At 72.1% G+C, this 19,043-nt stretch carries 19 protein-coding genes; 11 read left to right on the forward strand and 8 right to left on the reverse strand.

The genetic code is table 11. The annotated features are described in order from the left end of the window. Positions 1-8: 8 nt before the first annotated feature. Together ACFUNE_RS29175 and ACFUNE_RS29180 are read left to right on the forward strand one after the other, a co-directional pair. The gene (locus ACFUNE_RS29175) at positions 9-317 is read left to right on the forward strand and encodes an SCO5918 family protein (RefSeq protein ID WP_383574196.1); all 309 of its coding nucleotides are present in this window, start codon (positions 9-11) and stop codon (positions 315-317) included. Positions 318-524: 207 nt separating this feature from the next. Next, positions 525-725, forward strand: a complete 201-nt coding sequence (locus ACFUNE_RS29180) for a hypothetical protein (RefSeq protein WP_383574198.1) — start codon at positions 525-527, stop codon at positions 723-725. A 19-nt stretch (positions 726-744) separates the two neighbouring features. On the opposite strand, the gene ACFUNE_RS29185 is transcribed toward ACFUNE_RS29180, so the two are convergent. After that, positions 745-879, reverse strand: coding sequence for a hypothetical protein (locus ACFUNE_RS29185; RefSeq protein WP_383574200.1), 135 nt, complete (start codon positions 877-879; stop codon positions 745-747). A gap of 483 nt (positions 880-1,362) precedes the next feature. On the opposite strand from ACFUNE_RS29185, the gene ACFUNE_RS29190 reads away from it, so the two are divergent. Beyond that, entirely contained in the window at positions 1,363-2,127 is a 765-nt protein-coding gene (locus ACFUNE_RS29190; RefSeq protein WP_383574202.1) for a glucose 1-dehydrogenase, read from the forward strand. A 36-nt stretch (positions 2,128-2,163) separates the two neighbouring features. On the opposite strand, the gene ACFUNE_RS29195 is transcribed toward ACFUNE_RS29190, so the two are convergent. Continuing rightward, positions 2,164-3,075 carry a ScbA/BarX family gamma-butyrolactone biosynthesis protein gene (locus ACFUNE_RS29195; RefSeq protein ID WP_383574204.1) on the reverse strand — a complete coding sequence of 304 codons (912 nt, stop codon included), beginning with the start codon at positions 3,073-3,075 and terminating at the stop codon, positions 2,164-2,166. A gap of 105 nt (positions 3,076-3,180) precedes the next feature. On the opposite strand from ACFUNE_RS29195, the gene ACFUNE_RS29200 reads away from it, so the two are divergent. Further along, entirely contained in the window at positions 3,181-3,825 is a 645-nt protein-coding gene (locus ACFUNE_RS29200) for a ScbR family autoregulator-binding transcription factor (RefSeq protein WP_383574206.1), read from the forward strand. Positions 3,826-3,905: 80 nt separating this feature from the next. After that, complete coding sequence (locus ACFUNE_RS29205) at positions 3,906-4,640, forward strand: peptidoglycan recognition protein (protein WP_383574208.1); 735 nt, start codon at positions 3,906-3,908, stop codon at positions 4,638-4,640. 260 nt (positions 4,641-4,900) lie between these two features. Here ACFUNE_RS29205 and ACFUNE_RS29210 read toward each other — a convergent pair whose 3' ends face one another. Then, on the reverse strand, positions 4,901-5,266 hold the full coding sequence (locus ACFUNE_RS29210; protein ID WP_383574210.1) for a PH domain-containing protein: 366 nt from the start codon (positions 5,264-5,266) through the stop codon (positions 4,901-4,903). A gap of 125 nt (positions 5,267-5,391) precedes the next feature. Between ACFUNE_RS29210 and ACFUNE_RS29215 the strand changes: the two genes are divergently transcribed. Beyond that, the gene (locus ACFUNE_RS29215) at positions 5,392-6,273 is read left to right on the forward strand and encodes a transglycosylase family protein (protein WP_383574212.1); all 882 of its coding nucleotides are present in this window, start codon (positions 5,392-5,394) and stop codon (positions 6,271-6,273) included. Between the two features lie 30 nt (positions 6,274-6,303). On the opposite strand, the gene ACFUNE_RS29220 is transcribed toward ACFUNE_RS29215, so the two are convergent. Together ACFUNE_RS29220 and ACFUNE_RS29225 are read right to left on the reverse strand one after the other, a co-directional pair. Further along, a complete protein-coding gene (locus ACFUNE_RS29220; protein ID WP_383574214.1) occupies positions 6,304-6,519 on the reverse strand; it encodes a hypothetical protein in 216 nt (71 codons plus the stop codon). A 347-nt stretch (positions 6,520-6,866) separates the two neighbouring features. After that, the gene (locus tag ACFUNE_RS29225) at positions 6,867-7,082 is read right to left on the reverse strand and encodes a hypothetical protein (RefSeq protein WP_383574216.1); all 216 of its coding nucleotides are present in this window, start codon (positions 7,080-7,082) and stop codon (positions 6,867-6,869) included. A 192-nt stretch (positions 7,083-7,274) separates the two neighbouring features. Here ACFUNE_RS29225 and ACFUNE_RS29230 point away from each other — a divergent pair, with 192 nt between their 5' ends. Next, positions 7,275-8,036 carry an HAD family hydrolase gene (locus ACFUNE_RS29230; protein ID WP_383574218.1) on the forward strand — a complete coding sequence of 254 codons (762 nt, stop codon included), beginning with the start codon at positions 7,275-7,277 and terminating at the stop codon, positions 8,034-8,036. Beyond that, positions 8,036-10,465 (forward strand): glycoside hydrolase family 65 protein, encoded by a 2,430-nt coding sequence (locus ACFUNE_RS29235; RefSeq protein ID WP_383574220.1) that lies wholly within the window; start codon positions 8,036-8,038, stop codon positions 10,463-10,465. Before ACFUNE_RS29230 ends, ACFUNE_RS29235 begins: the two co-directional genes overlap by 1 nt. Positions 10,466-10,565: 100 nt before the next feature. Here the strand turns inward: ACFUNE_RS29235 and ACFUNE_RS29240 are convergent, their stop codons facing one another. Then, positions 10,566-11,255: a class E sortase gene (locus tag ACFUNE_RS29240; protein WP_383574222.1), complete on the reverse strand. Its 690-nt coding sequence runs from the start codon at positions 11,253-11,255 to the stop codon at positions 10,566-10,568. 79 nt (positions 11,256-11,334) lie between these two features. Beyond that, entirely contained in the window at positions 11,335-12,999 is a 1,665-nt protein-coding gene (locus tag ACFUNE_RS29245) for an ABC-F family ATP-binding cassette domain-containing protein (protein WP_383574224.1), read from the reverse strand. A gap of 466 nt (positions 13,000-13,465) precedes the next feature. Between ACFUNE_RS29245 and ACFUNE_RS29250 the strand changes: the two genes are divergently transcribed. Beyond that, positions 13,466-15,040, forward strand: a complete 1,575-nt coding sequence (locus ACFUNE_RS29250) for an SMI1/KNR4 family protein (RefSeq protein WP_383574226.1) — start codon at positions 13,466-13,468, stop codon at positions 15,038-15,040. 101 nt (positions 15,041-15,141) lie between these two features. Here ACFUNE_RS29250 and ACFUNE_RS29255 read toward each other — a convergent pair whose 3' ends face one another. After that, on the reverse strand, positions 15,142-16,260 hold the full coding sequence (locus ACFUNE_RS29255) for an NADH:flavin oxidoreductase (RefSeq protein WP_383574228.1): 1,119 nt from the start codon (positions 16,258-16,260) through the stop codon (positions 15,142-15,144). A gap of 198 nt (positions 16,261-16,458) precedes the next feature. Here ACFUNE_RS29255 and ACFUNE_RS29260 point away from each other — a divergent pair, with 198 nt between their 5' ends. Together ACFUNE_RS29260 and ACFUNE_RS29265 are read left to right on the forward strand one after the other, a co-directional pair. After that, a complete protein-coding gene (locus ACFUNE_RS29260) occupies positions 16,459-17,415 on the forward strand; it encodes an SMP-30/gluconolactonase/LRE family protein (RefSeq protein ID WP_383574230.1) in 957 nt (318 codons plus the stop codon). 282 nt (positions 17,416-17,697) lie between these two features. Continuing rightward, the gene (locus ACFUNE_RS29265) at positions 17,698-18,909 is read left to right on the forward strand and encodes a S8 family peptidase (protein ID WP_383574231.1); all 1,212 of its coding nucleotides are present in this window, start codon (positions 17,698-17,700) and stop codon (positions 18,907-18,909) included. The last annotated feature ends 134 nt before the right edge of the window (positions 18,910-19,043 follow it).

Here is a 19,043-nt window from a genome sequence, read left to right on the forward strand (position 1 = left end):
GAGGCACCATGCGCTGTGTCATCGCCCGTTTCCCCTTCGATCTGTTCAAGAACGAGGTGGAGGACTCGATGAAGGGCATCAAGCCCGAACCCGTCACCGGTGACGCGGTGGTCATCAGCCGCCGTGTCTACCCCGTCAAGCAGGTGGGCGAGATCATCACCCGCCAGGACCGCCGGGACTTCACCGCCGGCGAGGTGACCAGGGCGCTGACGCGTCTCGGCTTCACCTGCCGGCCCGCGGAGGTGCCCGCTCCCGCGGCGCCGCTCACCCCGCTGGAGAACGCGTCCGCGATGCTCGGGACGCCCAGCGACCTCTGAGCCGCCGCTCCCACGCAGCACAGCCGCACCCCCGGGCCCTTCTGGCCCGGGGGTGCGGTGCGTGCGGGGGCTCCCGGCTGTCCGCCGAAGCGGGGACGTCTGTAACAGTCCTCCGGCGCGCGGCTCGTGTCCGCGCGACCGCCCGGGCCCGTGCCGCGAAGATCGTTCCGGGCCGTACGGGCGGTCCTGCGAGGGGACGGGACGAACATGAAGACCAAGCTGACCGCGTTCGGGGTGGCCGTGCTGGCGGCCGTGCTTCCGGCCGGAGCGGCCCAGGCGGACGAGACCCACACCGACGCGCACAACGGGCCGCAGGTGGCGTTGATCGCGACGGGGCAGATCGACGATCCGCTGGAGGACGTCCTGGAGCACGCCACACTCCTCGGCACGACGTACGTCATCGGCTGAGCAGGCGCCCGGGGCCCGCTCAGGGGGCCGGGACGGCCTTCCCGGTGGTCCTGCGCGCGAGCAGCTCCTCAGGGGCGCGCCGTGCCCCGGCGAGCGGGTGGCTGCCGCCGGTCACGGGTGGGGCCGGCGTTTCCGCGAGGGGGTAGGTGGTCACGGCGTCCGCCCCGAAGCCCACGACGACGCTCTCGCCGGGCGACGACGCTCTCTCCGGGCCGCACCCGGGCTGCTGAGCCGTCCACCTGGCGGGTGTCCGCGACGTTCACCCCGGCGGCCTCAGGGGTGACGAGCACCTCTCCGGGGCCGGGCACGGGAGCGGTCACGTCCCCGGGGCCGAGCGCTTCTGGACCATCGAAGCGGCTGAACCCGTCGGCACGTCCGAGGTGCGGTATCGCGGGCCCTACGGGCGGGCACAGGGTCTGCGATCGGCCGTCGGCTTTTTCATGAGGACCATCCGAAAACAGGACGATCGGTCTGTTTTCGCGGTGGCCGTGCGTCGTGTCCCGGGGCCGCGGAACGGGCGGCCGTTCCAGTAGCACCCGGCGCCCGAGCACGTACCGGAGCGGCCGTGGGGCCCGGCGGACCGCGCGGTACGCGAAGAGCCGTGGTCGTGCCGCCCCCGGCCTGCCAGACTGCGGCCATGAGCGATCTTCTCCACGACAGAGTCGTCCTGATCACCGGGGCGAGCAGCGGTATCGGCGCGGCGGCGGCACGCGTGTTCTCCGAGGAAGGCGCGACGGTCGTCCTGGCAGCCCGCCGGGAGGACCGACTGGCCGGGCTGGTGGCCGAGTTGAAGGACAAGGGGGCACAAGCCTCTTACGTCGTCTGCGACGTCACGGTGGCCGAAGACGCCGCGCGAGCCGTGGACTTCACCGTCGACACCTACGGGCGGCTGGACTCGGCATTCAACAACGCGGGGCTGGGCGGAGACCGAACTCCCCTGCACCTCATGGGCGATGACGTCTACGACGCGGTGATGGACACGAACGTGCGCGGCGTCTGGAACTGCCTGCGGCACGAGATAGCGGCCATGCTGCAGAACACGGGCAGTTGCTCCATCGTGAACAACAGCAGTGTGGGCGGCCTGGTCGCCATACCGGCCGCCGCGCCCTACATCGCGGCCAAACATGCGGTCGTCGGTCTCACCAGGGCCGCGGCGGACGAGTACGCCCAACAGGGCATCAGGGTCAACGCGGTGGCGCCCGGCACTACACGCAGCGAGATCACCGCCGACTGGTTCGGGCGCAACCCCGGCCTGGAGGAGATGGTCAACAGCCGTACCCCACAGGGGCGTACGGCCGAGCCCGAGGAGATAGCGAACGCGGCCGCCTGGCTTCTCAGTGACCGGTGCCCGTTCCTCACGGGCACGGTCCTGCCGGTGGACGGCGGCTTCATCAACCAGTGATTTCGCGGCGCCGGTGAGCCCTCTGGCCGGCGGACATCAGCCGCAGGGGCCGCTCAGCCGCCCCCGGAAGACCGTCTCGCGGTCCTGTGTCGCCGTGACCAGGACCGAGGTCTCCCCGGGGGCGGCCGGCAGGACCTCCGCCTCGATCCAGCAGGGGCGGTCGAATTCGGCGTACCGCTCGAACGCGCTGGTGACGGTGGTCGCTTCGAAGGGAACGGGGTGCAGGGCGGCGTGCGCGGCCTGGTGGGCGGCTTCCATCAGGACGAGGCCCGGGACGTGGTCGACCGGGTGGTCGTACAGCACGGTGTTGTCCACGTCGTTGCGCAGCTCCCAGCGGAGGGGGCGGTCCCCGGCGGCCAGGACCACGTCGACCGGGGCCGGGCGTCCGACCGTGCGGGGGTCGACCGGGGCGGGCAGCGGCCATGTGTTCCAGTCGACGGTGAGGTGTTCACCGCGAAGCCGGCGGTAGGCGCGCGGAGAGATCCAGCCGAACTCGGAGTCCGCTCGGGCCGCCGTGCTGCCACCCTGGAGCACGCGGACGTCCATGCTGAGCGAACTGACCGACCGGCCGCGCTTCTTGGGCTCGGTGACGGACACCTCGACGGAGAGGCCGCAAGGTCCCTCGGGGGAGACGCTGAATCCCGGGAGTACGGTGAAGTCGAAGTAATGCAGCAGGGTTTGATCGGTGAGAGGCACGCCGTACGCCGCATGTGCGATGACCAGACCGCTCTGCCGGATGGTCTGCGTGAGCACCCGGGGGTCGTAGGGCAGCCCGGCCGCGGGGGCGGGCCACCTCGCGGTGAGCGAGAACTCGCCATCTTCCTCGCGGCGCCAGTCGGTGAGGAACACCATGTCGGAACGTCCGAGGTGAACGTACTCCTCGGAGATACCGCCCCGGCCCTCCGTCACGGCTTCCGGCGGCCGCGGAGCAGCAGGTATGTCGGGCACGGCCCTCCCGGACATGGCGCAAAATGGTCTGTACGGCGCTGATATGATACCGGTTCACCGGTACTTTTTGAAGAAGCGTCAGGCCACATTCAAGGGGAGCGCGAGTTGGCACGACAGCAACGGGCGATCCGCACGCGCAGAATCTTCCTGGAAGCCGCCGCCGAGGTCTTCGACGAGCACGGCTACGACGCCGCCACGATCGCCGCGATCCTCGAGCGCGCCGGGCTCACGCGGGGCGCGCTCTACTTCCACTTCACGTCGAAGGAGGAGCTGGCCCGCGGTGTCCTCCAGGAGGCGGTGACCTCGGACGGGGTCACCCCGCAGACCTTCAAGCTGCAGGAATGGGTGGACATAGCCCTGCTGCTCGCCTACCGGCTGCCCCGGGAACCCCTGCTCAGTGCCTCGATCCGGCTGTCCGTCGACCCGCGGGCGCGCGGGCTGTTCGGCACCCGCTGGCCGGACTGGATCTCCCTCGGCACGGAGATCCTCACCGAGGCCAAGGACCGGGGCGAGCTCCTTCCGCACGTCGACCCCGGTGCCACGTCCCGGCTCTTCGTGGGGGCGTGGACCGGGGTCCAGCTGGTGACCGAGTCGATGGCCGAGCCGCCGGAGCTGGTGAACGAGATCTCGGCCCTCTTCGAGCTCATCCTCCCCAACAACGCGGTCCCGGGCGTCCTGGCCCGCCTCGACACCTCCCCGCACCGGGCGGCACGCATCATCGAGCAGCAGCGGGCGGTCCCCGTCTCCTGACCGCCGTGCACTGCCGTCACCCGTCACCCGATCGGGTGCGGCTGCCTGCGAAGTGGCTGGTCAGCGCGCATGGTGGCCCTATGTGGCTTCGCCGAACAGTCGTGTGCGCCATGGTCGTGCCGCTGGCTTTCCTGGTGTTCCGGGATGCGCCGGTCCGGCTCGCCGCGCCCGATTCGGCCACCGCGAAACCGGCGGCGCCGGCCGGGGCACACCGGCCGGCGATCGTCAGCCGGGCGCAGTGGCACGCGGACGAGAGCCTGGTGAAGGAGGACGCGGTGTACACGGGGACGGTGAAGGCCGTCTTCGTCCACCACACGGGGCACACCAACGGATACGACTGCGCCGACGCGCCCAGGATGCTCCGGGCGATGGAGGAGGCGCACGTCCGGGGCGAGGGCTGGGACGACATCGGCTACAACTTCGTCGTCGACCGCTGCGGGACGATATACGAGGGCAGGGCGGGCGGTGTCGGCCGTTCCGTCCGCGGGGCCCACGCCACCGGGTTCAACGCGCACAGTGTGGGGATCGCGGCCCTCGGCACCTTCGACCCCGGCGTACCGGTGCCGAAGGCGCTCATCGAGGGGATCGCGAAGGTGGGGGCGTGGAAGCTGGACCGGTCCATCGATCCGCGGGGCATCGTGCGCATGGTGTCGACGAACGACGAGAGTCTGTACAGGCGCGGTGAGGTCGTGTACCTCCACGCCGTGGCCGGGCACCGGGACACCTTCCAGACGTACTGCCCCGGCGAGGCGCTCTACCGCGAACTCCCGGCGATCCGGGCGGAGATGGCCCGGCTCCGGGCCCAGAAGCGGTAACGCCCGCGCGCAGCCCTCAGGGCCGTTCGCGGACCGTACCCGCTCCGCCCGGTCCCGACGCCGCTCCCCGGCCCGGTCCGCTCCGTGCGAGAGCCCCCAAGGGCTGTCCCGTAATCCCTGGCGGGCGCACGACGACAGCTACGGCACCTCGCCGCGTTGTCGGAACGCGCGAATACATCCAGTATGCGGACGCCCCTCCGCCCTGCGATGCACCGCATCTGACGCCGCGCGCTGATCCACCGGGGATTACGGGACAGCCCTTAGCGGGCGACGTACTGGGTGAGGACGGCCTGCACCTCGTAGATGTCGACGCCCTTGGTGAAGGTCTTCTGGATCGGGGTGGCGGAGCCGGAGATCCAGATCTTGAGTTCGGCGTCCAGGTCGAAGGTGCCGGCCGTCTCGACCGCGAAGTGCGTGATGCTCCGGTACGGGACGGAGTGGTACTCGACCTTCTTGCCGGTGATTCCCTGCTTGTCGACGAGGACGAGCCTGCGGTCGGTGAACAGGATCGTGTCGCGGATCAGCAGGTATGCGGCCTGTACCTGCTCGCCCGGCCCGAGGAGCCGGGCGTAGTCCCGCTGCGCGGAAGCCGGATCGACGGTGTGCGCGTTACCGAACAGTGCCATGGAAGACCCTCCACCCGAGTGAATGTGCGGGCGTTGAACGCGTCAAAGCCCACTGAAAAGAATATCGGCGGCTTATCTGTTCGTGCCCTTGCACACCATCCGGAGCACAGCGGAGGAATACCGTCATGCCGGCATCACCCCTCGCCAAGCGGCCCGTCGAATCGGTGCTCGCCCTTCTGCTCGTCCTCCTGAGCGTGCTGGGCCTCTCCGGCCGCAGCGCCGCAGCCGCCCCGGCCCAGGCCCCCGCGCAGGCTTCCGCGCAGGCGGTACCGGCTCAGGCCGTCCCCGCCCGGGCCGCCGTCGCACCGACCGTCACGGGCGTCGCGGCCGGTACGGACTGGGACCGCATCGCCGCGTGCGAGAGCAGTGGCCGCTGGAACACCAACACCGGCAACGGCTACCACGGCGGCCTGCAGTTCGCCCCCTCCACCTGGCGGGCCTACGGCGGCGGGCAGTACGCACCCCGCGCGGACCTCGCCACCCGGTCCGAGCAGATCGCCGTCGGCGAACGTGTCGCACGCTCCCAGGGAATGGGCGCCTGGCCCACCTGCGGACGCCTCGGTGCGAACGGTTCGTCGAGCTCGTCGTCGTCCTCCTCGTCCTCGTCCTCGCAGGGCGGTTCCGACCGGAGCGACACGGCCCAGTCGGCGCCCGAGCGTCAGTCGACCGGCAGCTCGAACAGCGGATCGTCCCAGAACGCGTCGTCCGGCAGTTCGTCCTCCGGTAGCTCGTCCTCGGGCAGCTCGTCCTCCGGCAGCTCCGCGGGGAGCCGGAACGACAGCGGGAACAGCGGCTCGGCCGGCAGTGACGACGGCGCGACTCACTACTCCGAGGACCTGGCCGACGAGGAGACGTACGTCGTCGAGCAGGGCGACGTCCTGTCGGTGATCGCCGAGCGTGCGGATGTGTCCGGTGGCTGGCCCGCGCTGTACGAGCTGAACCGCGAGGTCCTGGACCAGGGCCCGCACCTCATCTTCCCCGGTCAGCGCCTCCGGCTGAACGCCTGAACCGTGACGGCCATGGTGCCGGACGAGTTGTCACGCGGAAACGCGTCCACCACGTAGACGTGAGGAGTGGGGACCGGCGGCCTCGCGGAGCCGGGAGAAGCGCTGGAGCGACATCAGGCCGTCGACCTCGCGGGTGACCGCTGCGGGACCGGCCAGGGAGTCGAGCAGGACGAGGAGTTCGGCGGAGTCCGACGCACCACCGGCGGGTCCGGCGGGCGGAGCCACATCCTCGGGCAGGAAGAACACACGGCGGTCGGTGCCGAAGGAGGCGTCACGGGTGAAGGACGTGCAGCGCGCGGCGAGGGCGTCGAGCGCGCGGATGAGCAGCGTAGCGGCGGGTCACACGAACGGACCGGTCGAACGCGGTCGTCACCCGGTGTACGGCAGGGCAGTCGGCGACCGAGGCGGTGCGGGTGAAGCCGGTGGCGTGGCCGGAGCCGGAGGCCGGACCCGAGCAGGACACGCAGAGGCAGTCGGGCTGCCGACGATCCGGGCCATCGCGCCGACGGCACGGGAGGCCGGAGCGGATCAGGGCGTCCGCGCAGTCCCGGTCAGGCATGCCCGTGAGCACGGGCGATCTCGGTGGAACACTCCTACCGGCCTACGGAATCCGCGTCCCGGGCAGCGTTCGCGGCTTCCCCGGACTCCACGTGCCGGTGGCACCGGGGGTTGTGGCAAGGCCCCGGCCCCCAGTGCGGGACGAAGATGCCGAGGGTCTTGTGCCGCGCAAGTTCGGTCGCGACGGGCTGCTTGCAGGCCGGACACGCGTACTCCGCCTGCCGGTCGGTCTGACGCTCGGTACTGGCCATGTCTTCACGGTAGTACCAAAGGGCATGCAAGGGAACTTTTGCGACTTTTTACTCGAGGTGGTTGCCGGGGGTGATCTCCGAGGACGGCCCCACGTCGCCGCGGAGCGGGCTCCGGACCCCACAAGGGGCGGCCCCGGCCGGAACCTGGTGCCATGGAATCGGGGGACGCCTCGACGAAGGGACCACCCGGTCATGGCACGCGCACCGTCACCGGCCGCAGTCCTGCTCTCCGTGCACGCCGTCGTGTTCGACACGGACGGTGTGATCACCGACTCCGCCCCGGTGCACGCCGCGGCCTGGAAGGAGGCCTTCGACGCCTGCCTCGCCTCCCACGAGGGGCAGCGGCCCTTCGACGAGGAGGAGGACTACCGGCGCCACGTCGACGGCCGGTCGCGCATGGACGGAGCCGCCGCGTTCCTCGCGTCGAGAGGCATCGACCTTCCCGAGGGCAGCCCGGACGATCCTCCGGGCACCGGGACGGTGCGGGCCGTCGCCGCACGCAAGGAGGAGGCGTTCACCCTGAGTCTGCGCACCGACCCCATCGCGGTCTGGCCGGGGACGGTCCGCCTGCTGCACGTGCTGCACGACGCGCGGGTGCCGCTCGCCGCCGCGTCCGCGTCCCGGCACGCGACCGAGCTCCTCGCCGGGGCCGGTCTCCTGGAGCTGTTCACGGCGGTGGTCGACGGCAACGAGGCGCGCCGTCTGGAACTGCCCGGCAAACCGGACCCCGCGCTGTTCACCGAGGCGGCACGGCGGCTGGGGGTCCCGGCCGGGGAGACGGCGGTACTGGAGGACGCTCTGGCCGGGGTGGAGGCGGGCCGGCGGGGCGGCTTCGGGCTGGTCATCGGCGTCGACCGGACCGACAGCCCGGAGGGCGCCGGCGACCTGCGCCGCCACGGCGCGGACCTCGTGGTGGCCGACCCGGGAGACCTGCTGATCACGGGGGAGGACTGATGGCGCGCGGCTGGGTCTGGGCGTACGAGGGATACGACCCGGCGAAGGAGCGGCTGCGCGAAGCGCTGTGCACCCTCGGCAACGGCTACTTCGCGACCCGGGGCGCCGCACCCGAGACACCGGCGGGCGAAACGCACTACCCGGGCACCTATGTCGCGGGCTGCTACAACCGGCTGACCTCGTCCGTCCAGGGCCGGCAGGTCGAGAACGAGGATGTGGTCAACCTCCCCAACTGGCTCCCGCTCCGCTACCGCATCCGTCCGGCCGGTGCCCGCCCGGGACCGTGGCTGAGCCCTGACCACGCCCACCTCACGGACCACCGGCAGTCGCTCGACCTGCGTGGCGGAACCCTGCTGCGCCGCTCGGTGTACGAGGACGGCGACGGCCGCCGGCTGACGGTGGAGCAGGAACGCCTGGTGCACATGGGCGAGCCTCATCTCGCGGCGCTGCACACGGTGTTCACCGCCGAGGGGTGGTCGGGCGAGCTGGAGGTGGAGGCCGGGATCGACGGCGACATCCGTAACAGCGGAGTCGCGCGCTACCGGGCACTGGCCGACCGCCACCTCACCGGCTGGGAGACGGGTACGGAGCCGGGCTCCATGGTGTGGCTGCGCTGCCGCACGGTGGAGTCGGACATCGGCATCGCCCTCGCCGCCCGCACCGTGGCCTCCTGCGGACCGGAGCGCAACGGCGACCACCGGGCCGAACCGGAGCAGCAGCCCCGCGCGGTCCACCAGCGGCTGCTGCTCCCGCTCACCCCGGACGCCGGTGCCGTCGTCGACAAGACGGTCGGTCTCTACACGTCACGCGACCCGGCGATCGGCAGCCCGCTCAGGGCGGCCGTGTCCGCGGTGGGCGACGCCCCGGCCTACTCCCGGCTGCGGGCCTCGCACCGCCGGGCCTGGAAGGACCTGTGGCAACAGGTGAAGCTGGAGGTGCCGGGTGAGCCCGGGCGGATCCTGCGGCTGCACCTCTTCCACGTGCTGCAGACCCTCTCGCCGCACACCGCGGAACTCGACGTCGGCGTACCGGCGAGAGGGCTGCACGGTGAGGCGTACCGGGGGCACGTCTTCTGGGACGAGCTGTTCGTCCTGCCCTTCCTGAACATGCATCTCCCGGAGGTGTCCCGGGGGTTGCTCGACTACCGGCACCGCCGCCTGCCCGCGGCCTGCGCGGCGGCCGAGGCGGTGGGCAGGGGCGGCGCGATGTATCCGTGGCAGAGCGCCGACGAGGGGCGTGAGGAGACACAGGAGCTCCACCTCAACCCGCGCTCGGGCCGCTGGCTCCCCGACCGTTCACGGCTCCAGCACCACGTCGGCTCGGCCGTCGCCTACAACGTGTGGCAGTACTGCCAGGCGACCGGCGACACGGAGTACCTCTACTCCAAGGGCGCCGAGATGATCCTGCAGATCGCCCGGTTCTGGGCGGAGAGCGCCGAGTGGGACGACTCCCTCGGGCGGTACCGCATCCGCGGGGTCGTCGGACCCGACGAGTACCACGACGCCTATCCGGATTCCGATGCCGCGGGGCTCGACGACAACACGTACACCAACGTGACGGCGGCCTGGGTGCTCGAACGCGCCGTCGAGCTCTGCGGCTCCCTGCCCCCGAGCCGGTGCCGGCAGCTGCTCGAACTGATCCGGCTCGACCCCTCCGAGCTCGACCGCTGGGACGACATCTCCCGACGGCTGCGGATCCCGTACCACCGTGGCGTGATCAGCCAGTTCGCCGGATACGGGGACCTGGACGAGCTGGACTGGGCGGCCTACCGGCAGCGGTACGGCGACATCAGGCGCCTCGACCGGATCCTGGAGGCGGAGGGCGACACCGTCAACCGCTACCAGGCGTCCAAGCAGGCCGATGTGCTGATGCTCGGCTACCTCTTCTCCCCCAAGGAACTCGCCGCGCTGTTCCGGCGGCTCGGCCACGAACTCGACGACGAGACCTGGCGGGCCACCGTCGACTACTACACGGGGCGGACGAGCCACGGCTCCACCCTCAGCTCCCTCGTCCACGCCTGGGTGCTCGCCCGGGTGCACCGCGACGACGCCTGGGCGTACTGCGAGGAGGCGCTGATCGGTGACGTCGCCGACATCCAGGGCGGCACGACCGAGGAGGGCATCCACCTGGGGGCGATGGCCGGCACCCTCGACTTCGTCCAGCGTGGCATGACCGGCCTGGAGACCCGCGACGACGCCCTGTGGCTCGCGCCCGCCACGCTGCCCCAGCTCTCGAAGTTCCGCATGCGGCTCCGCTTCCGGCGGCACTGGGACGTGGACCTGCGCCTGCGCGCCGAGCGCCTCAGGATCGCCGTACCGGACTCGGAGCGGCCGGGGGTGCGGGTCAGGCTGGACGGCAGCGCGTACGTCGTCGAGCCGGGTACGGCCCGCTGGCTGGAGCTGCCGACCGACATGCCCGGAGGTTCATGAGGGGCGGTTCGGGAAAGCCCCCCCCGGCAGGCGGGCGCGTCACGGCGGAGCAGGGGTCACGCGCCGGTCCGCGACGCGCGCCGGGTTCGCGACGCCGGGTTCACGCGGGCCGGGAGGAGACCAGTACGCCGATCCTGTCGATGCGGTGCTCCGGGTTGTGGTGCGCGTCGCGCCAGTGGTTGCCGGCCGCGTCGTCCTCCGGGGTCGCACAGGTGGAGAGGGTGATCATCGCCCGGGTCGGTTTTTCGCCCGGTTCGCCGGGGACCTCCGCGCGCTGCTCGGCGAGCGAGCGTTCGGACCGGAAGGACGTCAGCCGGGTCTCCGTGATCCGGTACTCGTACACCGTGCCGCCCTCCGTGACGCGGACCGTGTCGCCCTTCCCGAGCGACGGCAGGTCGCGGAGCGGGCCACCGGCGGAGAGCCGGTGGGCCGTCACCAGGTAGTTCCCCACCTCGCCCGGCCCGACGCCGCCGTCCTCGCCGTACGGGCTGGCGGCCACCCCCCGGTCCTGGACACGGGTCCCCGGGGTGTCGTCCGTCGTCCCCTCGTAAGGCACGACGCGAAGGTCCTCCACACCGATCGACGGGATGGTGAGCTCCGCCGTCGCGGTGCGCGGGTCGGTCCGGTCGGACGGGGCTTCGGCTGCCGGGCCGGCCGTGGCGGGGGCTGCCACCGGGGCGGCCGGGGGAGGGCCGGCGGCGGCCACCGCCGTCGGCCCTCCGGCTGCCAGCAGGACGACGCCCGCGCCCGCGAGGGCCCGGGAGATTCCTCGGAATCCATGAGGGTGCATGACGGGATCCGGATCGGCGGTCGGTGGTGGCGGGTACGGGCCCCGGAGCACGGCCCGCACCCTTCCAGTAGACCACCGGTCACCCGATCGCGTCGGGTGCGCCGAGCAGCGCGCGTACCTCCTCGGCGTCCAGCTCCGTGAGCTCCTCCCCCACGAGCAGCCAGCGGGTGATGCCGACCGACTCCAGGAACGCCAGATCGTGGCCGGCGATCATCAGCGCGCCCTCGTAGGACTCGAGGGCGCTCGTCAGCTGACGCACGCTCGCCAGGTCCAGGTTGTTGGTCGGCTCGTCCAACAGCAGCAGCTGGGGGGCGGGGGTGGCGAGCATCGTCGCCGCGAGGGCGGCACGGAAGCGTTCCCCGCCCGAGAGGGTGCCCGCCGGCTGCTCGGCGCGCGCCCCCTTGAAGAGGAAGCGGGCGAGCTGCGAGCGGATCTCGTTGTCGGTGGTCCCGGGCGCCGCGCGGGCCACGTTCGCCGCGACGCCCAGCGCGTCGTCCAGCACATCCAGGCGCTGCGGCAGGAACCGCAGCGGCACGAAGGTCCTGGCCTCGCCGGACTCCGGCGCGAGCTCCCCGGTGAGGGTGCGCAGCAGTGTCGTCTTGCCCGCCCCGTTGCGCCCGATCAGCGCGATGCGTTCGGGGCCCTGGACGTGGAGTTCGCCGTCGCGCAGGGTGCCGAAGCGGGGTCGCAGCCCGTGCGCGCTCAGGACCGTCCGCCCCGAGGGCACGGCGGTGTGGGGGAGCCGTACCCGGATCTCGGCGTCCTCCCGGATCGCCTCCGACGCCGTGTCGAGCCGGTCCCGCGCCTCCTGGAGACGGTCCTCGTGCAGGCCGCGGAGCTTGCCCGCCGCCTCCTGGGAGGACCGCTTGTGCGCGCCCGCGACGATCCTCGGCGCACGCCTCTCGGCGTCCATCTTCTTGTTGTGCCGCTGGCGGCGGGCGACCTTGACCCGGGCCTCCTCCAGCTCGCGTCTCTGGCGGCGCACGTCGGACTCGGCGGCCCGCACCATGCGTCCGGCCGCCTCCTGCTGGGTGGCCAGCGCCTCCTCGTAGGCCGACCAGCCGCCCCCGTACCAGCTCACCTCACCGGAGCGCAGGTCCGCGATGCGGTCGACCCGTTCCAGCAGGTCACGGTCGTGGCTGACCACGACGAGCACGCCGGAGCGCCAGGACTCGACGGCCTCGTACAGCCGCCGTCGCGCGAAGACGTCGAGGTTGTTGGTCGGTTCGTCGAGCAGCAGCACGTCGGGGCGTTCCAGGAGCAGTGCGGCCAGCCGCAGCAGCACGGTCTCGCCGCCGGACATCTGCCCCACCGTGCGGTCGAGACCGACGTCGTCCAGGCCGAGGGAACCCAGGGTCGCCAGGGCCCTCTCCTCGACGTCCCAGTCGTCGCCGACCGTCTCGAAGTGCTGCTCGGCGACGTCGCCGGCCTCGATCGCGCGCAGCGCCGTACGCCGCTCGGTGATGCCGAGGGCGTCCTCGACGCGGAGGTCCGTGTCGAGGGTCAGGTTCTGCGGGAGGTAGGCGAGGTGTCCGCCGACGGTGACCGAGCCCGCGGAGGGCTTCAGCCGGCCGGCCAGCAGCCGCAGCAGGGTCGACTTGCCGGAACCGTTGGTCCCGACGAGCCCGGTGCGGCCCCGGCCGACGCTGAGGGAGAGCCCGTCGAAGACCTCGGTGCCGTCCGGCCACCCGAAGGACAGGGCGGAGCAGCTGAGGGACGCGGCGGGCGTAGTGGGATGGGACATGTGGTCCTCGCAGTCGCAAGCATGTGAACAGGGGCTTCGTGTGCGAGCACCACGCGGCGACCGGCCGGGAGAGGAAGGGGTGCGGTCCTCCGGAGAAACGGGGGACGGCTGATGCACCGAGGTCGCATCCACGCGGTGGGTCACGGGGCGGCAGAAAGCCGACAGGGCGTGACGGGCTACGGCAGGGGCCGTACCGCGCGATGATCGCGGACCTCAGATGCGCAACGTCCACCTCTATCGGAGACGACAGGACTCAAAAACTCTACACGGAGCACGGTCCGGGCAGGCGGAATTCGCGCACGGGGCTGTGCGGGCCCTCCCCGTCCCCTCCCCGCCCCCTCCTCGTGCCCTCCCCGCCCCCTCCTCGTGCCCTCCCCGTTCCCGCCTCGGAATCCGGCGGCTCCGGGGGAGGTGTCGGTGGCAGCTGGCATGATCCCCGGGACCGTCGACGGCAGGGGAGCGGACCATGGTGGAGCAGGCGGCGCGAGCGGTCGTCGAGGCGATCGTGGCGAAGGCGCCCGGCGGCTGGAGCGAGGCGGTGCTGCACTGCCGGGCTGACGCGGGCAGCACGTCGATGAGCGGCGGCTACGTCTCCGGCGAGGGCTCCGGGGGCGCCCATCTGCCGCGGCTCTGGACGGAGATCAGGCCCCTGATCGAGGCGGTGCTCCAGGAGCGCGGCGGGGAATCCGCCGGCATCGAGATCCGGATCCGGCCCTCCGGGGAGTACCGGCTCGTGGCGTGTGACGACGCCGTCCGCCGGGTGACCGGGACGGGCCGGGGCTTCCGCGCGGTCCTGGACGCCGGCCACCGGGTGTCCCGGCCGGGCATGCGGCAGGAGGCCGGTACCGCAGGGCCGGCCGGCGACCCGGAGCTGGCCGTGGCCCGGTTCCGCGCCTACATGGAGCGGCGGGCCGCGATCCTCGGTCGCCGTGAGGAGCTGCCCCCGCCTGCCACCCCCGCCGCGATCGACGCCGCCGAACGCGAGCTCGGCCACCGCCTGCCCGCCGATCTGCGGGCGCTGTACCTGCTCGCGGACGGTGACTGCGTCGGCCGCGAACCCCGCTACCTGTTCCAGGGCAACACCTGGCTCCCGCTGAGACACCTCGTCACGGCGCGCAGCGGCTACGGAGCCGCCGAACCCCCCTGGTCCGGCTGGGGACTCGAGTGGGACGCCGTGATCTTCGACGCGGACCCCGCAGAGACGGTGCGCCGTTGCGGAGGGCACCCCGGCTGGCTGCGCTTCGCCTCAGGTGAGGACGGCAACTACCTGGCCGTCGACACCGTCCCGGCCCGCAACGGCCGTCCCGGCCAGGTCATCCACACCGGCCGCGACCACGACAGGGGACCGGCCTACGTCGCCGACTCGGTCACGTCGCTCCTGGGCCGCTGTCTGGAACTGCTGGACCGGGGCGCCTACGAGAAGGAGGACGACCACCTCGAGCTGGTCGAACCCGACCGGCCCCGGAACCGCCGGGAGATCGTCGGCAGCATCCCCGACGAGGTCCGGCCCGCCCTGCAGGCCGTACACATCAACGACGCCGACGGGCTCGTCGACCTCGCCCCCCTCGCCGCGGCGCGCGGCCTCCGTCGTATCCACCTCAACCGCTCCACCACCGCCGACCTGTCGCCCGTACGCGACCTGCCGGTCGAAGCGCTGCGCGTCAGGCTCGCAGGCGGCGATCTGACCCCGCTCGCCGGGCACGCCCACCTTGCCTCCCTCGGCCTGGAGACCGCCACCACTCCGGCCGATCTGACCCCGCTGCGCACCGTCCCCCGACTGCACGGCCTCGACCTGGCGGAGGCCGAAGTCGCCGACCTGGCCGTTCTGTCCGAGCTGGAGGGCCTCCGCTACCTCGCGCTCACGCGGGACCAGTGGGGCGCGTTGCTGGACGCGGGCAGGACTCCGCCCGGCCTCGCCGCCGCCTGCCTGACCGACACCGACGCGACTCTCGACGAAGCCCTGGTCTGGGCAGCCCGGCTCGGCCTCGACGCCGGGGAGGTCCTCCGCCTCACGGGGTCCCTGGGGGCCGGCGACTGCTGACCCGGTTCTCAGGCCCCTCCCCGGAGCCTGGCGCGGGAACGCACGCGGCCGGGGCGCGGCGGAGGTCCGTCCGCCGCGTCCCCGGCCCCGGTCCGGACGGATCAGCGCAGGGTCTTCAGCATCTCCGCCGCGAAGGGCGTGATGTCCTCGGTGCGCCCCCGCAGTGTCTTCGCGGCCCACTCGGGGTCGGCGATGAGCGCCCGTCCCACGGCGACCATGTCGAACTCGTCGCGCTCGATCCGGTCCAGCAGCTGGTCGACGCCGGTGACCGAGGAGCTGTTGCCCTGGAAGGCGCCGAAGAAGTCGCCGTCGAGCCCGACCGAGCCGACGGTGACCGTCGGCCGCCCGCTGATCTTCTTCACCCATCCGGCGAGGTTCAGGTCGGAGTCGTCGAACTCGGGCAGCCAGTAGCGGCGGGTGGACGCGTGGAAGACGTCGACGCCCGCGTCGGCCAGCGGCGTGAGGATGGCCTCCAGCTCCTCGGGCGTCTGCGCGAGCTTCGCCTCGTAGGCATCCATCTTCCACTGGGACATGCGGAAGAACAGGGGGAAGGCGTCGGACACGGCCGCGCGGCAGGCGGCCACGATCTCGGCGGCGAAACGGGTGCGCGCGACGATGTCGCCGCCGTACGCGTCGGTGCGCCGGTTGCTGCCCTCCCACAGGAACTGGTCGATCAGGTAGCCGTGGGCGCCGTGCAGTTCCACCCCGTCGAACCCGAGACGCTCGGCGGCGGCGGCCGCGTCGGCGAACGCGCCGACGACGTCGTCGAGGTCCTTCTGCGTCATGGCGCGCCCCTTGGGCTCGCCCGACAGGGACACGCCCGACGGGCCGACCGGCTCCGCGTCCGCCACGGGCGGGGCGCCCTCGGCGCGGGTGACACCCACGTGCCACAGCTGCGGGATGATCGCGCCGCCCTCCCGGTGCACGGAGTCCGCGACACCCGCCCAGCCGGCGAACGCGTCCTCGCCGTGGAACAGCGGGATCCGGTCGCTGGTGCCCGCGGAGGCGTGGTCGACGTACGTGCCCTCGGTGATGATCAGGCCGACACCTCCGGCGGCCCGGCGTGCGTAGTACTCGGCCACGTCCTGGCCGGGAACACCATTCGGAGAGAACTGCCGGGTCATGGGCGCCATGGCGATCCGGTTGCGGGAGGTCAGTCCCCGGACCGCGAACGGGCGCGAGAGGGCGTCTGCTGCACGGCGGGCAATCTCGTCTGTCACTGCGTGTCCTGTTCATCGGGTGGGGGCAGGTCCACCGGTCGCCAACACCCGGGAGGCCCGTCGGCATCCCCGCACCGGGCCGGTGTGGTCAAGGTCTCCCGTACGGGAGCCGTCCCGGTTCTCTTGATCTTTTTCCGGGGATCCAGCAACCTTCGGCCTGCGCCGAGGTGTTCGGCGTCGCCGAGTGGATGGATGGCCATGACCAGCGAGCACCCCGGGCTGTACGAGAGCTTCGACGACCGGTTCCGCACGGGGCGGTGCATGAACGGCGACGACGGACTCGAGGTCCTGTACACGGGCTGCCGCTGGGCGGAGGGCCCCGTGTACGTGCCCGCCTGGCGGCAGCTGGTCTGGAGCGACATCCCGAACGACCGGCTGCTCCGCTGGGACGAGGAGACCGGCGCCGTGAGCGTCTTCCGGCGCACCGCGGGACACACCAACGGCAACACCCTCGACCGTGAGGGGCGGCTCATCTCCTGCGAACAGGGCAATCGCCGCGTGACGCGGACCGAGCACGACGGCACGGTGACGGTGCTGGCCGACCGCTGGCAGGGGAAGCGCCTGAACAGCCCGAACGACGCGACGGTGAAGTCCGACGGCTCGGTCTGGTTCTCCGACCCGGACTTCGGCATCACCAGCGACTACGAGGGCTACCGCGCCGAGAGCGAGATCGGCGCCAACAACGTCTACCGCGTCGATCCGTCCACCGGCGACGTACGTCTGGTCGCCGACTGCTTCGGCGCGCCGAACGGGCTGGTCTTCTCCTCGGACGAGCAACAGCTGTACGTGTCCGACACCAAGGCGGGCTTCGTCCGCGTCTTCGACGTACGGGAGGACGGCACGCTGTCGGACGGCAGGGTCTTCGCCGAGGCGGCGGCCCGCGGTGCGGCCCGGTTCGACAACCTCCGCTTCGACGACGGCGGGAGGCTCTGGGTCGCGGCCATGGGCGACGGGGTGCACTGCTACGACCCGGACGGCACCCTGATGGGACGGCTCGTCGTCCCGGAGGCGGTGGCCAACATCTCCTGGGGCGGCGTCAAGCGCAACCGCCTCTTCATCACCGCGGAGACGAGCCTCTACTCGGTGGTCATGGGCGTCACCGGGACCCACCCGACTGGCCCGGGCCGCAGGCCCTGGCTGGACGCGGCACGGTGAACCACGTGAACGGCGCCTGACGCCGTCCCGGCCCGCGTTCCGTCCCGGTGGTGCCGCCTCCGCACCGCCGGGATCGTGCACCTCGTGCGAAGCCCGTGTTGCCCTGTGTGACGCGGGATGGACGTGCGGTCAACAGTGTGGCGCGACCATGACAGCTTCCAGGGATTCCTTGCTCCGGCCGGACGCGCCCGGCCATCGTCGGATGCGGCGGACGAACCCCGTACGCCACACCCGTCGGCGCGTCGAACCCCTGGCGCGCCACCGTTCGAGGAGGACCTCTCGATGTCAGCAGTGCGCAACACCGGGCGACGGATCGCCGCAGCGATCGCGACCGTGACGACAGTGGCGCTGGCCGTCGGCGCCGGGGCTGCCTTACCCGCCGGGGCGGCGCAGCCCGAAGGCAGAGTCCTGCACGCAGGGGCGGCCGAGGCCGTGCCCGGAAGCTACATCGTCACGCTCCGGCCGACGGCCGGATTCAAGGCGTCGGCAGCCCGGGGCAAGCAGTTGATAGCCGACCACGGCGGCACGGTCCGGCGCACCTTCACCTCGGCGCTGAACGGCTACGCCGCCACGCTCAGCAGCGCCGAGGCCGAGCGGCTCGCCGCCGATCCGGCGGTCGCCTCGGTCGAGCAGGACCAGAAGGTCCACTCGACCGCCACCCAGAGCAGCGCGCCCTGGGGCCTCGACCGGATCGACCAGACCAACCTCCCGCTCAGCGGCACGTACACCTACCCGGACACGGGCGGCAACGGTGCGACCGTGTACGTCCTCGACACCGGCGTGCGCATCACCCACCAGGAGATCAGCGGGCGGGCCTCGTACGGCTACGACTTCGTCGACAACGACGCCACCGCCCAGGACGGCGCGGGGCACGGCACCCACGTCGCGACGACCGTCGCCGGCACCACCTACGGCGTGGCGAAGAAGGCGAAGATCGTCGCGGTCCGGGTCCTCGGCAACGACGGCTCCGGCACCACCGCCGGGGTGATCGCCGGAGTCGACTGGATCACCGCCAACCACGCGGCCAACTCCGTCGCCAACGTCTCGCTCGGCGGCGGTGCCAGCACCACGCTGGACAACGCGGTGCGCCGCTCCATCGCGTCCGGAGTCACCTACTCCATCGCCGCGGGCAACTCGGGCGCTCTGGCGTCCGGTTACTCCCCGGCCAGGGTCGACACCGCGATCACCGTCGGTGCCACGACACGGACCGACGCCCGGGCCACCTACTCCAACTACGGCCCGGTCGTGGACATCTTCGCTCCTGGCTCGGCCATCACCGCCGGCTGGAACACGTCGGACAGCGCCACCTACACCGGCAACGGCACCTCCTTCGCCGCCCCGCACGTCTCCGGCGCCGCGGCGGTCTACCTGACGAGCCACCCCGGCGCCGCCCCGGCCGCCGTGGCCTCGGCACTCGTGAACGGCGCGACGTCCAACGTCCTCACCGGCGTCGGCACGGGTTCCCCGAACAAGCTCCTCAAGCTCGTCCCGTAACCGCTCGACCGAATACCGCTCGACCGGAAACCGCTCGACCGGGAACCGCACGGCCGGCGACCACCGGCCCCGTGCCACTCGTCCCGTGACAACAGGACAGGCCGGGGGCGCGTACGGGGCGATCCCCCGTACGC

The organism is Streptomyces sp. NPDC057287 (assembly GCF_042667905.1).
Taxonomy (GTDB): Bacteria; Actinomycetota; Actinomycetes; order Streptomycetales; family Streptomycetaceae; genus Streptomyces.

Bases quoted from the DNA above. Each gene is read 5' to 3' on its own strand.
- ACFUNE_RS29260 (WP_383574230.1), top strand. From the start codon at position 16,459: ATGACCAGCGAGCACCCCGGGCTGTACGAGAGCTTCGACGACCGGTTC.
- ACFUNE_RS29230 (WP_383574218.1), top strand. From the start codon at position 7,275: ATGGCACGCGCACCGTCACCGGCCGCAGTCCTGCTCTCCGTGCACGCC.
- ACFUNE_RS29245 (WP_383574224.1), bottom strand. From the start codon at position 12,999: ATGTCCCATCCCACTACGCCCGCCGCGTCCCTCAGCTGCTCCGCCCTG.
- ACFUNE_RS29225 (WP_383574216.1), bottom strand. From the start codon at position 7,082: ATGGCCAGTACCGAGCGTCAGACCGACCGGCAGGCGGAGTACGCGTGT.
- ACFUNE_RS29235 (WP_383574220.1), top strand. From the start codon at position 8,036: ATGGCGCGCGGCTGGGTCTGGGCGTACGAGGGATACGACCCGGCGAAG.
- ACFUNE_RS29250 (WP_383574226.1), top strand. From the start codon at position 13,466: ATGGTGGAGCAGGCGGCGCGAGCGGTCGTCGAGGCGATCGTGGCGAAG.
- ACFUNE_RS29175 (WP_383574196.1), top strand. From the start codon at position 9: ATGCGCTGTGTCATCGCCCGTTTCCCCTTCGATCTGTTCAAGAACGAG.
- ACFUNE_RS29210 (WP_383574210.1), bottom strand. From the start codon at position 5,266: ATGGCACTGTTCGGTAACGCGCACACCGTCGATCCGGCTTCCGCGCAG.
- ACFUNE_RS29180 (WP_383574198.1), top strand. From the start codon at position 525: ATGAAGACCAAGCTGACCGCGTTCGGGGTGGCCGTGCTGGCGGCCGTG.
- ACFUNE_RS29265 (WP_383574231.1), top strand. From the start codon at position 17,698: ATGTCAGCAGTGCGCAACACCGGGCGACGGATCGCCGCAGCGATCGCG.
- ACFUNE_RS29190 (WP_383574202.1), top strand. From the start codon at position 1,363: ATGAGCGATCTTCTCCACGACAGAGTCGTCCTGATCACCGGGGCGAGC.
- ACFUNE_RS29215 (WP_383574212.1), top strand. From the start codon at position 5,392: ATGCCGGCATCACCCCTCGCCAAGCGGCCCGTCGAATCGGTGCTCGCC.
- ACFUNE_RS29205 (WP_383574208.1), top strand. From the start codon at position 3,906: ATGTGGCTTCGCCGAACAGTCGTGTGCGCCATGGTCGTGCCGCTGGCT.
- ACFUNE_RS29240 (WP_383574222.1), bottom strand. From the start codon at position 11,255: ATGCACCCTCATGGATTCCGAGGAATCTCCCGGGCCCTCGCGGGCGCG.